Origin of the sequence: Collinsella sp. TF05-9AC, assembly GCF_003438495.1 — a bacterium.
Classification (GTDB): domain Bacteria; phylum Actinomycetota; class Coriobacteriia; order Coriobacteriales; family Coriobacteriaceae; genus Collinsella.
In genome coordinates, this window is the sequence record NZ_QSSH01000005.1 from 19,245 (window position 1) to 33,160 (window position 13,916).

The following is a 13,916-nucleotide window of genomic DNA, read 5'->3' on the forward strand; positions in this document are numbered from 1 at the left end:
ACGATGTGGCGGGGCGTTCTTACCTTTGCTCGCCGCAAGTTCCGCACGCAAAGAAGAGCACTAAATGTGCTCTTCGTCTTGCGCAGGACTGTCCGCAGCAGCGAGCAAAGGTAAGAACGCCCCGCCCCAACCGAGATAACAAAGGAGCTGATATGTGCGATTGCACAGATCATAAGGACGAGATTCCTGCCTACGACGCGCAGGCCATTGAGTCCCGGTGGATGAAGGCCTGGGAGGACTCCAACCTCTTTGCCGTCGACACCGACGACAGCAAGCCCAAGAAGTACGTGCTCGAGATGTTCCCGTATCCGTCGGGCGACCTGCACATGGGCCACGCTCGCAACTATACCATCGGCGATGCCATGGCCCGTCAGGCCCGCATGCGCGGCTACGACGTGCTGCACCCCATCGGCTTTGACGCCTTTGGCCTGCCTGCCGAGAACGCCGCCATCAAGCACAACACGCAAGCTGCCGCCTGGACGTATAAGAACATGGACCAGGCGCTCGCCACGATGAAGCGCATGGGCTTCTCCTACGATCTGGATCGCATGGTCAAGACCTGCAGCCCCGACTACTACCGCTGGGGTCAGTGGATCTTTGAGAAGCTGTGGGAAAAGGGCCTGGTCTACCGCAAAAAGAACCCGGTCAACTGGTGTCCTAACTGCAAGACCGTTCTGGCCAACGAGCAGGTCACCGAGGGCAAGTGCTGGCGCTGCGGCACCGAGCCCGAGAAGCGCGACCTTGAGCAGTGGTACTTCAAGATCACCGAGTACTCCCAGGAGCTGCTCGACGACCTGGAGAAGCTCCCCGGCTGGCCCGAGCGCGTCAAGCAGATGCAGGCCAACTGGATCGGTCGCTCCGAGGGTGCCGAGGTCGACTTTACCCTGTGCGACCAGGATGGCGAGCCCATTGAGGGCGACGAGGGCAAGATCACCGTCTTTACCACGCGTGCCGACACCCTCTTTGGCGTCTCCTTTTTTGTCCTGGCTCCCGAGTACGCTCGTCTGCACGAGCTCGTCGAGGGCACGGAGTATGAGGAGGCCGTCACCAAGATCGTCGAGGACTCCAAGCATATCTCTGCCGTCGAGCGTGCCCAGGGCACCCTCGAGAAGCACGGTGCCTTTACCGGCCGCTACGTGGTAAACCCCGTCAACGGCGAGAAGGTCCCCGTGTGGGTTGCCGATTATGTCGTTGCCGACTATGGAACCGGCGCCGTCATGGCCGTTCCCTGTGGTGACCAGCGCGACTTTGAGTTTGCCCGCAAGTACGACCTGCCGATCGTGCCGATCATCCTGGACGATGACGATCGCGCTGCCGTCGAGGCCACCGGCGAGACCATCGATACCTTCCATGCCGAGACCGTCGACTGGGATTGCGCCCACGCTGCCGAGGGCACGCTTGTCCAGTCCGGCAAGTACACCGGCATGCGCGGCGGTAAGCACTCCGAGGGCGAGGCTGCCATCGTGGCCGACCTCGAGGCCATGGGCTGCGGCCGTCGCAAGGTCGAGTTCCGCCTGCGCGACTGGCTCATCAGCCGTCAACGCTATTGGGGCAACCCCATCCCGGCCATCCACTGCGAGCACTGCGGCATCGTGCCCGTGCCTGAGGATCAGCTGCCGGTGACGCTGCCCGAGAACCTGGACCTGGGCGCCGGCGAGACCCTCGCCGAGTGCAAGGACTTCTACGAGACCACCTGCCCGGTCTGCGGCCGCCCGGCTAAGCGCGAGACCGATACCATGGACACGTTCACCTGCTCCAGCTGGTATTACCTGCGCTATACCGACCCGCACAACACCGAGCTGCCCTTCTCCCGCGAGGCAGCCGACCGTTGGATGCCCGTCGATAACTACATCGGTGGCATCGAGCACGCCATTCTGCACCTGCTCTACAGCCGCTTCTTTACCAAGGCGCTGCGCGACCTGGGTCTGCTGAGTGTTGACGAGCCCTTCACCAACCTGCTGTGCCAGGGCATGGTCAAGGACGAGAACGGCGACACCATGTCCAAGTCCAAAGGCAACGTCGTGCCCCCGAGTTCGGTTATCGAGCCCTACGGCGCCGACACCATGCGTCTGGCGATCCTGTTTATCGCCCCGCCCGAGAAGGACTTCGACTGGGATCCCAAGGCCGTCGAGGGCGCCAACCGCTTTATCAAGCGCGCCTGGCGTATCGTGTGGCAGCTCGTCCAGTCGGGTGACGCCAACGTGGCCTTCGACAAGTCCGTGCTCGACGAGGTTGCGATGAAGCTCTACCGTGAGCGTCACCGCACCATCGCCAAGTGCACCGAGGACTTCGATCGCGGCCAGTTCAACACCGCGATCTCGGCCGTCATGGAGCTCGTCAACGCGGCGAGCGCCTACCTCAACGCCACCGAGGGTGCTGACCGCGACAAGGCCCTGTGCTACGGCGTGGCCAAGGACATCGTGAGCGTCCTGGCGCCCATCTGCCCGTTCTGGGCCGACGAGCTGTGGCACGAGGCGCTCGGCTGCGAGGGCAACGCTTACACCGCCGCCTGGCCCGAGTTCGACCTGGCCGAGTCCATCGAGGACACGGTGCAGATCGTCGTCCAGGTACTCGGCAAGGTCCGTGGCCGCATCGACGTGGCCCGCGATGCCTCCAACGAGGAAATGCAGGCTGCCGCCGAGGCCGCCGTCGCCAAGTGGCTCGAGGGCAAGACGGTCGTCAAGGCCATCTGCGTTCCCGGCAAGCTGGTCAACCTGGTGGTCAAGTAAGCACTGCGCGCAAAGCTGACATGCAATAAACGAGGGACGGCCCGGTTGGGTCGTCCCTCGTTTTGTGTTGTATGCCCTGCTTAATCATTGCGCCGCACCGTCTTCTACGGGATGTGTACCAGGTCCCTAAAGTAAACGTTGCCCGTTGCCTCTTCGAACATCCAGATGTTGAGGTAGATGTCGTTGGGGTCTTTGTTCACATCAAAGTCCGGATCGTCAAAGGTGCCCACAAAGGTGAGCATGGCGCGCGTTTCCTCGCCCGCTGCGACCTGCTGGCGCATGCGCACATCGCGGACCACGCCGTTGACGTAGGCATAGGAGTCCACATCGCCAAACATCATGTCGGCACCGGTGTTGTTGGTCACCGTAAAGACGAGCGCGGCGTCGCCGTAGCCGTCGGTGTCCTTACCCACGCAGGTTACATGGACGTTATCGTCTACCTCAAGGTCGATGGGGAGCTGTTCTTGGGAATCGGGACCCAGGCCCTGGGGATCGATTTCGTCTTCGTTGATTTTATCGAAGCTACCCTGTGGCGTCGTTTCCTCGGCAGCTTCGGTGCTTCCGGGAGTCGGCTCAGATGGCCCGGTTTTGCCATCGATATTGCTGCATCCCATCAGGGCGAACGAGCAGACTGCGATGGCGAGCGCGGTCGTGCAGAGGGTGCCGAGACGTTTCATGGGTGCCTCCTTGCCGTAGGGTTTTGGAAGGTTGTGCGGCCAATGCGCGCGGCCGGCCTTTTGCTGCAGAATGTCCCTAGCTGTAGTCTGGCCGATGTGCACCCAAGAGCGGAATGCCCATAGGGCCCGATTCGCTTGGCGGGTTGGGACGTTTGGCCCGTTTTGGCCCTTTTGGGGAGCGCCATATGGGGGTTCTCGCCCAATTATCCGTTTCTTGTGGAGAACCTGTGCTTGCACTCATCTGCAAGTTTGCGTTGTGCTTGCACGTTTCCGCAGCTATTGGTATAGTTTGCTTGCAAATGAAGTTGTAATTGAAAGAAGTGGGGTTTCGGCCCCGCTTCTTTTTTGTATGGATGGAGGTGCCGCAATGATCAAGACCAAGACCGAGCAGGCGATTATCGACGCGCTCGAGGCCGTCGCTCCCCAGCACGATATCGACATCGTCGACGTCGAGCTCGTGGGTGCCACCAAGGCCCCCTGCGTGCGCGTGCGTATCGAGGGTGCCGAGGGTCAGAGTCTTTCGCTCAACGACGTCACGGCCAACACCAAGTGGGTCGGCGATGTGATTGAGGAGCTCGACCCCATCTCTTCGAGCTATACGCTCGAGGTGTCGAGCCCGGGTATGGCGCGCCCGCTGCGCCGCCCGTGCGACTTTGCCCGCTTTGTGGGCGAGAACTGCGAGCTCACCTCCACCGCCACCGAGGGCCGTCGCAAGTACGCCGGCAAGATTGCCGCCGCCACCGAGGCGAACGTTACCCTCGAGCTCGAGGACGGCGAGTCCGTTACCCTCGATTTCTCTGATGTTAAAAAGTGCAAGTTGAAGCCCACCTACGACTTCAAGCCCGCGAAGGAAGGAAAGTAAGATGGCAGCATCCGACATGATGTCCGCCCTGATGGAGCTTTGCCAGGAGAAGCACATCGACCAGCTCTACCTGATCGACCGCCTGGAGCAGTCGCTCGCCAAGAGCTATGCCGAGATCCTGCATCTTGAGTGGGGCGCCAAGGTGACCATCGACCGCACCACCGGCAAGATCTACGTCTACCGTCTGGAGCCGATTGACGATTCCATGGACGAGGAGGGCAACTTCACCGAGTTCGAGGAGATCGACGTTACCCCCAAGAACACGAGCCGCATCGCCGCCCAGCACGCCAAGGCCGAGATCAACGCCATCGTGCGCAACTCCGCCCGCGAGCAGATCTACGAGGAGTTCTCCGGCCGCATCGGTGACCTCATCAGCGGTACCGTGCTGCAGTCCACGCCCGACTTCACGATCGTCAAGATTCGCGAGGGCGTCGAGGCCGAGCTGCCGCACTTCGATCAGCGTCGTTACGAGAACGAGCGCAACGAGCGTCCGATGGGCGAGCGCTACCTGCACAACCAGCACATCAAGGCCGTGATCATCGACGTTCGCGACCCCAACTCCAACCTGCAGCCGGTTCGTGGCGAGCACAGCCGTCCGCCGATTGTCATCTCCCGTACCCACCCCGAGCTCATGCGTCGTCTGTTTGAGCAGGAGGTGCCCGAGATCTATGAGGGCACCGTCCAGATCAAGTCGATCGCCCGCGAGTCCGGCCAGCGCTCCAAGGTCGCCGTCCACTCGCTCGACGACCGTCTGGATCCCGTGGGCGCCTGCGTCGGCCCCAAGGGCAGCCGTGTTCGCGCTGTCGTGGGCGAGCTCCGTGGCGAGCGCGTCGACGTCATCCTGTGGGATGCCGATCCTGCCGTCTACGTTGCCAACGCCCTTTCGCCTGCCAAGGTCACCCGCGTCCTCATCGACGAGGAGAAGGCTTACGCCGGTGTCATCGTGCCCGACGACCAGCTGTCCCTCGCCATCGGCAAGGAGGGCCAGAACGCCCGCCTCGCCGCGCGCCTGACCGGCTGGCACATCGACATCAAGTCCGAGACCCTTGCCGCCGACATCCTCAAGAACGTTCCCGTTCACGAGGAGCCCGCCGCCGACCTGATCGGTGACGAGGAGGACGAGGACGTCCGCCGCTGCGAGTTCGTGTCCGAGGACGGCATCCAGTGCCGCAACCAGGCTCGTCCCGGCTCCCGTTTCTGCGGTGTCCACGACACCGACGCCTTCGATGATGCGGAGGACCTGATCTAGCGCGCGGTCGCGCCGGGCGGGTCCCGGCGCGTCTCCCACGCTCGTTCAGTCTCTAGGCACCCAAGGTGCCAGAAAGGGTAGGTGAAGTCATATGGCAAAAGTCCGTGTGTCCACCCTGGCCAAAGAGTTCGGCATGACCTCCAAGGAACTGATGGGTCATCTCGCCGATATGAAGATTCCCGCTAAGTCCGCTTCCTCCACCTTGGAGGACGCTTATGTCGCCATGGTCCGCAAGCAGCTCGCCTCGGTGATCGAGGCCCGCGCCCAGGAAGTCGAGGCCGCCAAGCAGGCCGAGGAGCAGGCAGCTGCCGCCGAGGAGGCCGCTCGCGCCGCCGAGGCCGAGCGCGAGCGCATCGCCGCCGAGAAGGCCCGCGAGGAGGAGCGTCGCCAGTTTGCCGCAGCCCAGGCTGCCGAGGAGGCTGCCCGCGCCGAGGCCGAGGCCAAGAAGAAGGCCGAGCAGGAGCGCCTTGCCCGCGAGAAGGAGGAGGCTGCCCGCGAGGCCCAGCGCCGCGCCGTTCCCGCTTCCGACTCCGGTTCGCGTTTCCGTTCGCTGCTCGACCAGATCGCCGCACAGGAGACCGTGCTCAAGGAGAAGAAGGACGCCGAAGACAAGGCCAAGGCCGAGCGCGCCGCCGAGCGCGGTAACCGTCGTGGCGGCAACAACGACCGCCGCGGTGGCCGTCGTAACGATCGCAACGCCTCAGACAACAACTCCGAGCGCAACGCCTCCGAGAGCCGTCCGCACAGCCATCGTACCAACGCCAGCAACAACGTCGCTGCCGGCATGGACTTCCCCAACCCCGACAAGCAGGGCAAGGGCAAGAAGCGCAAGGGCGGTCACAACAACGAAGAGGACCACTACAGCCGCATGGCTCGCGAGGCCGAGGAGTACAGCCGCGAGAAGGTGCTCGAGGAGGCTCGTGCCGCCGTCGAGGAGGCCTCTCGCGAGTCCACCGGTCGCCGCAAGAAGCGCAAGGAGAAGCGCGAGCGCGAGGCTGCCAAGGCGCAGGAGGAGCGCAAGATAGAGGAGGCGCTGGCCCAGGGCGTGAACCCCGAGGACCTCGACGCCATCAAGGTCTCCCAGGGCGTTACCGTCCAGGAGCTTGCCGAGGCGCTCGACGTTCCGGCCAACGACATCATCAAGCGCCTGTTCCTGCTTGGTACGCCGCTCACCATGACGCAGTCCATGTCCGACGACCTTGTCGAGCTCGTTGCCGACGACCTGGGCCGTCAGATCAAGATCATCACCCCCGAGGAGGAGAACACCTTCTCGTTCTACGACGATCCCGCCGACCTTAAGCCGCGCGCCCCGGTCGTCACCGTCATGGGCCACGTCGACCACGGCAAGACGTCGCTGCTCGACGCCATCCGTCACACCGGCGTTGCTGCCGGCGAGGCTGGCGGCATTACGCAGGCCATCGGCGCTTCGCAGGTCATGATCAACGACCGCAAGATCACCTTCATCGATACTCCGGGTCACGCTACCTTTACGGCCATGCGTGCCCGTGGCGCCAAGGTGACCGACATCGTCATCCTGATTGTCGCCGCCGACGACGGCGTCATGCCCCAGACCGTCGAGTCGATCAACCACGCCAAGGCCGCCGGCGTACCCATCGTCGTCGCCGTCAACAAGATCGATAAGCCGGGCGCCAACCCCGATCGCGTGCGCCAGGAGCTCACCGAGTACGGCGTCATCCCCGAGGAGTGGGGCGGACAGAACATGTTCGTCAACATCTCGGCTAAGCAGAAGATCGGTATCGACGACCTTCTGGAGACTGTGCTGCTCCAGGCCGACGTGCTCGAGCTCAAGGCCAACCCGGACACCTTTGCCTCCGGCAACGTCCTCGAGGCCAAGCTCGACAAGGGCCGCGGCTCGGTCGCTACCGTGCTCGTGACCCGCGGTACCTTGCACGTGGGCGATACGCTGGTCGCCGGCCTTACCTACGGCCGCGTCCGCGCCATGCTCGACCCCAAGGGTCGCGCCGTCACCGAGGCCGGTCCCTCCGACGCCGTCGAGATCCTGGGCCTGCAGTCCGTGCCCAACGCCGGTGACGAGTTCCGCGTGTTCGAGGACGAGCGCGAGGCTCGTGCCCTGGCCGACGAGCGTTCGCTGAAGGCCCGTATCGAGGAGCAGAGCCGCGTCAAGCACGTCACGCTCGAGAACCTCTTCGAGACCATCGCCGACGCCGAGGTCAAGGAGCTCAACCTGATTATCAAGGCCGACGTCCAGGGCTCCATCGAGGCTCTTCAGGACTCACTCGACAAGATGGATCAGTCCGAGGTTCGCATCAACACGATCCACTCCGCCGTTGGCGCCATCAACGAGACCGACGTCGTCCTGGCCGACGCCTCCAACGCCATCATCATCGGCTTTGGCGTCCGTCCCGACGGTAAGGCCCGCTCCGCCGCCGAGCGCGAGGGCGTCGAGATCCGTTGCTACGACGTCATCTACAAGTGCCTCGAGGAGCTCGACGCCGCCCGTATCGGCATGCTGAAGCCCACCGAGGTCGAGGTCGCCACGGGTACCGCGACCGTCCTGGACACCTTCAAGGTGCCCAAAGTCGGTATCGCCGCCGGTGTCCGCGTCGAGGAGGGCGAGATCGCCGCGACCGATTCCGTGCGCCTGGTGCGCGACGGCATCGTGGTCTTCAACGGCAAGATCGCCTCGATGCGCCACTACAAGGACGAGGCCAAGAGCCTCAAGAGCGGTTCCGAGGGCGGCATTGGCCTGGAGAACTTCCAGGACATCAAGCCCGGCGACCAGATCGAGGGTTACCGCATCGACCAGGTTGCCCGTACCGAGTAGGGGGTAGCGCTATGAAGCAAACGCAGGCAACCCGCCGTCTGGGCGAGCAGCTTCGCGAGAAGCTCGGTTATATCCTGCTCTTTGAGGTTTCCGATCCGCGTCTCGACCTCGTTACTTTGACTGCGGTCGAGGTCGCGGTGGACCGTTCGTTCGCGCGCGTGTACGTGTCGTGCGATGCGAGCCGATACGACGAGGTCATGGAGGCGCTCGCAAGCGCTAAGGGCCGTATTCGCAGCCTGTTGGCTCGCTCGCTCGATTGGCGTGTTACGCCCGAGCTCGATTTTCGTATCGATCGCTCGACCGATGAGGCCGAGCGCATCACGCGTGCGCTGGAAAACGTTCCCGCCACGCTTGCGATCGAAAAAGACGAGGACGGCTATCCGATAGCGGATGCCGCCCAGGAGGCAGCTTTAGATGACTAATTCCGCCGACCTCGCCTCGTGCGAGTCTGCAGATATTCAGCGACGCATCCTCGAGCTCATCGAGGGTGCGTCCTCCATTGCGATTTCGGGACATACTTCTCCCGATGGCGATGCCTTGGGCTCCGTATTGGGTCTGGGCCTTTCGCTCATGAAGTTTTTCCCCAACAAGGACATTGCGCTTCTGCTGGCAGACGATGACCCGGTTCCGCGCATTTACCGCTTTATGGAAGGCTCCGACCGTCTGGTGCCGGCATCTGCGTACGCCGGCAATCCTGACCTGTTCATCTCGGTGGACGTACCGGTCGTCGAGCGCCTCAATAATTCCGCCGAGGTGCTTCGTCGCTCCAAGCATGTGGTGTGCTTCGATCATCATCCGGCGCGCGAGGAGTTTGCCGAGCTGAGTCTGAGGCGCGTCGATGCCGCGGCCTGCGCCATGATCATCGACCGTTTCTTGGACAATTGCGGCATTGTCGCACGTGATGGCGTTGCGACCTGCCTGCTGTGTGGCTTGGTTACCGATACCGGCCGTTTTCAGTACCAAAACGCCGATGCCGCCGCGTTCCATGCGGCCTCGCGCCTGGTTGCCCACGGTGCCGATCCGGCGCGAGTGGCACTCGAGGTATATCAGAGCATGCGCGTTGAGTTTTTGCACCTCAAGTCCATCGTTATGGGCCGCATCAAGACAGTGGCCCACGGGCGCGTCGCGTATAGCTACGCGTACCAGAGTGACCTTGAGGCCTGCGGCGTCACCTCGGACGAGTGCGACGGCCTGGTCGATGTGGTGCGTTCGGTGATGGGCGTCGAGGTCTGCATGTTCTTAAAGGGCATTGAGGGCGATACCAAGGTGCGTGGCAACCTGCGCTCCAAGGGCGACCTCGATGTGTCCGAGATTGCTGCCAACTTTGGCGGTGGCGGGCATCATGCCGCCGCCGGCTTTTCCAACAACGGAACGATTCGCGAGACGCTCGCCGTGGCACTTCCCATGCTGGCCGAGCTGGTGGGGGAGGATCCCGCTTCGGTGACCGTCGAGCTTTAACTTTTTGGATGGTACATGGCTCGTCGTACGCCTTCTCAACTGAATATGCTGCTCGCCGTCGATAAGCCGGTGGGCTGCACGTCCCACGATGTGGTCTCGCAATGCCGACGCGCCCTCCATGAGCGGCGTGTCGGCCATGCCGGCACGCTCGACCCCATGGCATCTGGCGTCATGGTGGTGGGTGTGGGCCAGGCCACCCGTCTGCTGGGCATGCTCACGCTCGATACCAAAAGCTACGTCGCCGATATTTCGTTTGGCGCCGAGACCAATACCGATGATGCGGAGGGCGAGGCGGTCCGCACGGTGGCTGTTGCCAACGAGCTCCGCGATCCTGCCTATGCTCGTGAGCGCTTGGCCGCCATGCTGGGCCCGCAGATGCAGGTGCCGCCGGCGTTTTCTGCTATCTCGGTCAATGGCGTTCGCGCCTACAAGTCTGCTCGCGAGGGCAATGCGGTGGACCTACCTCCGCGCCCCGTCGAGGTCTATGCCGCCGACCTGATCGCCGTGGGCGGCGAAGGTGATACGTGTGTGTGGACCGTGGCGTTCTCGGTGAGCAAGGGCACCTATATTCGTGCGCTCGCTCGCGACCTGGGCCGCGCTTGCGATAGCGCCGCGCATATTTCCGCGCTGCGCCGCACGGCTTCCGGTGTTGTTTCCATTGGCGCTTGTCATGCGGCCGAGGAGCTTTCTCCCGAGTCCGCGGCTGGCTTTGCCCTGGATCCCATTGCGGCCCTGGGCGCCACACGTGTTGACTTGCCGGGCAATCTTGCCGACGACCTGCTCTGCGGCCGACGCATTCCCGTTGAGCGTGCGCTTGCCGATTTCGATTCCTCGAAGGCGCCGTTTGCGTTGGTGCTCGATGGGGGACTCAAGGCGCTCGCCCGCATTGAGGGCGGCCGCTTTGTCATGGAGCACGTGTTTCCGCAGGCAATCGGCGGTGTTCGATGATGTTGTCCGCTCGCGAGCTCGCGCGTGTCTTTTTCGCGGGCGAGTCGGACGAGGCTCGCATCGTTGCTGCCGATACGTTTGATGAGTGTGAGCACTTGGGTGCCGCTTCAATCGCCATTGGCGTGTTCGACGGCGTTCACCGTGGACACCAGGAACTCATCGAAGCGCTTGTCCGTGATGCCCGTGCCCATGGCTGTAAGGCGGTCGTGGTTACCTTCGATCCCGACCCGGACGTTGTGGTGAGCCCTTCGCCCGCTCAAAAATTGATGACGACGGCCGACCGTCTGCATGCCTTGGCTCAAACCGGAGTCGATGCGGTGGTGGCCGTTCCCTTTACGCCTGAGGTTGCGGCGCTTGACCATGTTGATTTTCTCTCGCTGGTGTCGCGCCTGGTCGACATTCGATCGATTCGCGTTGGCAGTGACTTTAGGCTGGGTCGTGGCGGTGCTTCTGGTGTTGCCGAGATGCGCTCCTGGGGTTCCGAGCACGGCGTTGACGTGTATGGTCACGACCTGCTTTGCGAGGGCGGTGAGGCCATTTGCGCCACCTGCATTCGTCATGAGCTGGGACAGGGCCATGTGGAGCTTGCTGCTGAGTTACTCGGCCGTCCGTATATGGTGCGTGGCGGTGTTATTCGCGGCCGTCACGAGGGTTCTGGCATGGGCTTTCCCACGGCAAACCTGCAGGTTCCCGACGGTATTCAGGTGCCTGCCGATGGCGTGTATGAGGGTCTGGTGCTGGTCGATGACACCGCGTGGCCCGCTGCCGTGAACGTCGGACTGCCGCCGACGTATGCCGACGATGTCGCTTCGGCGCATCTCGAGGCTAATTTAATTGGTTATACGGGCGACCTGTACGGCTCTTCTGTTTCGCTGGCGTTTACGCGTTGGCTGCGTCCGTCGCGCGTGTTCGATTCGCTGGATGAGTTGATCGCGACCGTCGAGGGTAATATCGAGGACATTCGTCACAACTTGGGCAAGCAGGGGGTGAGCATCCGTGATTAGCGATGAGGAAAAAGACCAGGTACGCGCTGCGTCTGACCTGGTTGCCATCGTGCAGGAAACGGTCGAGCTCAAGCCCCGCGGCCATGAGTTTTGGGGATGCTGCCCCTTCCATGGCGAAAAGACGCCGTCCTTCCACATTATTCCCGCCACGCAGGTGTGGCATTGCTTTGGCTGCGGCGAGGGTGGCGACGTCTTCACGTATATCATGAAGCGCGAGAACCTGAGCTTTCCCGAGTCAATCCGTTATTTGGCCGATCGCGCGGGTATTGAGCTGCATGACACCGGAGATCGCCGCGAGCGCGGCACCAAGCGTGCCCGCATCTACGATTTGTGCGCCGAGACCGCCCAGTTCTACCACACCATGCTTATGCGCGGTAAGGACGGCCGTCCGCGCGAGTACTTTGCCAGCCGCGGCATGGGTGGCGACGTCTGCCGCCGCTACTGCCTGGGCTTTGCACCGGGCCGTAACGCGCTGGTGTCGCACCTGTCCCAGGCGGGTTTTACCCCGCAGGAGATGATCGATGCCAACGTTGCCGTAAGCCGCGGGCGCGGGCAGCTTGCCGACCGCTTTTACGACCGCGTGATGTTTCCCATCTTTGACGAGCAGGGTCACAATATTGCCTTTGGCGGTCGTATTATGGGCGACGGCCAGCCTAAGTACCTCAATACCGCCGAGACGAGCGTGTTTCATAAAAAACGAAACCTCTACGGTTTTAATTGGGCCAAGGAGTTTATCGTCGCGCAGGATACTGCCATCGTGGTGGAGGGCTATACCGACTGCATCGCCTGTTGGGAGGCGGGGATTAAAAACGTTGTCGCTACGCTGGGCACCGCGCTCACGGAGCATCACGTCAAGACGCTCACTCGTTTTGCCAAGCGCATCGTGTATATGTTTGACGGCGATGCCGCCGGTCAAAAGGCTGCTCGCCGTGCGATTCAGTTTATCGAGCAGGATTCTATGGACCTGCGCTGCGTGGTGCTGCCCGACGGTAACGATCCCATGGAGTTCATCACGGCGCATGGTGGTGAGGCACTGCAGGCGCGCATCGACGCTGCCGAGCCGCTCATGGACTTCGTGTACCGTTCGCTGCAGGAGTCGAGCGATATCACCACGCCGGGCGGTCGCGCCAAGGCGCTGGAGGACGCTCTCACGCTCATCTATCCGCTGCGCGATAGCTATATGATCGATACGTACTTTATCCAGATTGCCGATCTGCTGGGTTTGGATCTGGAGACGGTGCGTGCGAGCTCGGGCCGTGTGTTTCGCGATGTCGCCAAGCGCGAGGATGCGGAACGACGTCGTGAGCAGAACTATGAGCGCCAGCGGGCACAGGCTGAGCGGTCCGGTAGCGCGGGCGGTCGGGCGTCTGGTTCGCAGGGGACATCTCGTGGTGCTTGGGCTTCGGGCGCGACTCCGGCCGTAGCGGCGCCGGTCGAGGAAGAACCGTACGACTGCGTCCCGCTCGATGCCTATGGCGCTGCACCAGTGGAGGTCGTTGACGACTTGCCGCCAATCGATGTGCCCGATGGTGTGGGCGCTGTGCCTGTGGCTGATGGTTTGGGCGCACCGGCTGCGGCGGCGCCGATGGTTCTTACCGATCTGGAGCGCAAGTCCTTGGCAGGGGAGCGCGAGCTGCTGACCATGCTCACGAGCTATCCCGACCTGTTCCGCACGTATGCCGACCGCATCTGCTCCATCGAGTGGGTTGACTCACGTCACGAGTCCATCGCGTGGGCCGTTCTGGCAACGCCGCCGGGAACCGATCCTGCAGCCTGCATGGATGCGGCGCGCTCGGTGTGTCCCGATGCGGCAACGCTTGTGAGCGCCGGGCGCATCTCGGCGACGAGCAAGCACCCCACCGAGACGAACATCGTGTTTATGCTCGATACGCTCGAGCTCTACACCATCAAGCGCCGCATGCGTGCTGCACAGGCCAAGCTGCGCCAGGACCGTTCCCTCGATGATGAGGCCCGTCGCGCGCTGACCGTTCAGGCCGCGCAGGATTCGCAGCGTCAACGCGAACTGCAAAAGTCGATCGGCGGCGTGGCGGACCCGTTCCGTTTGATCGGCCTGGAGGCCGCGGGCACCGAACAAGCCTAGATGTTGTGGTCAACCAGCGTATTCTCGCCTATATCCAGTCCTCTTTTTGGGTATAGACGTCAATGTGTGTGCTAAAGTATTG

Annotated in this window: 10 protein-coding genes; 9 read left to right on the forward strand and 1 reads right to left on the reverse strand. The window is 62.8% G+C overall.

The window, feature by feature from the left end; all coding sequences use genetic code 11:
* Nucleotides 1-152 precede the first annotated feature (152 nt).
* On the forward strand, nt 153-2,729 hold the full coding sequence (leuS, locus tag DXC52_RS02460) for a leucine--tRNA ligase (protein ID WP_117746001.1): 2,577 nt from the start codon (nt 153-155) through the stop codon (nt 2,727-2,729).
* Between the two features lie 104 nt (nt 2,730-2,833).
* Here leuS and DXC52_RS02465 read toward each other — a convergent pair whose 3' ends face one another.
* Nucleotides 2,834-3,406 carry a hypothetical protein gene (locus tag DXC52_RS02465; RefSeq protein ID WP_117746002.1) on the reverse strand — a complete coding sequence of 191 codons (573 nt, stop codon included), beginning with the start codon at nt 3,404-3,406 and terminating at the stop codon, nt 2,834-2,836.
* 367 nt (nt 3,407-3,773) lie between these two features.
* Between DXC52_RS02465 and rimP the strand changes: the two genes are divergently transcribed.
* From rimP to dnaG, 8 genes are all read left to right on the forward strand, one after another.
* Nucleotides 3,774-4,268, forward strand: coding sequence for a ribosome maturation factor RimP (gene rimP, locus DXC52_RS02470; protein WP_117746003.1), 495 nt, complete (start codon nt 3,774-3,776; stop codon nt 4,266-4,268).
* Between the two features lies 1 nt (nt 4,269).
* A complete protein-coding gene (gene nusA, locus DXC52_RS02475) occupies nt 4,270-5,517 on the forward strand; it encodes a transcription termination factor NusA (RefSeq protein WP_117746004.1) in 1,248 nt (415 codons plus the stop codon).
* Nucleotides 5,518-5,608: 91 nt separating this feature from the next.
* A complete protein-coding gene (gene infB, locus DXC52_RS02480; protein WP_006234040.1) occupies nt 5,609-8,323 on the forward strand; it encodes a translation initiation factor IF-2 in 2,715 nt (904 codons plus the stop codon).
* A gap of 11 nt (nt 8,324-8,334) precedes the next feature.
* Nucleotides 8,335-8,745, forward strand: a complete 411-nt coding sequence (gene rbfA / locus DXC52_RS02485) for a 30S ribosome-binding factor RbfA (RefSeq protein WP_006234038.1) — start codon at nt 8,335-8,337, stop codon at nt 8,743-8,745.
* Nucleotides 8,738-9,781 (forward strand): bifunctional oligoribonuclease/PAP phosphatase NrnA, encoded by a 1,044-nt coding sequence (locus DXC52_RS02490; protein WP_117746005.1) that lies wholly within the window; start codon nt 8,738-8,740, stop codon nt 9,779-9,781. The genes rbfA and DXC52_RS02490 overlap by 8 nt, the downstream gene beginning before the upstream one ends.
* 15 nt (nt 9,782-9,796) lie before the next feature.
* Nucleotides 9,797-10,729, forward strand: coding sequence for a tRNA pseudouridine(55) synthase TruB (truB, locus tag DXC52_RS02495; RefSeq protein ID WP_117746006.1), 933 nt, complete (start codon nt 9,797-9,799; stop codon nt 10,727-10,729).
* Complete coding sequence (gene ribF / locus DXC52_RS02500; RefSeq protein WP_233504744.1) at nt 10,726-11,733, forward strand: riboflavin biosynthesis protein RibF; 1,008 nt, start codon at nt 10,726-10,728, stop codon at nt 11,731-11,733. Before truB ends, ribF begins: the two co-directional genes overlap by 4 nt.
* Nucleotides 11,726-13,834, forward strand: a complete 2,109-nt coding sequence (gene dnaG / locus DXC52_RS02505; protein WP_117746007.1) for a DNA primase — start codon at nt 11,726-11,728, stop codon at nt 13,832-13,834. Before ribF ends, dnaG begins: the two co-directional genes overlap by 8 nt.
* Nucleotides 13,835-13,916: the final 82 nt, after the last annotated feature.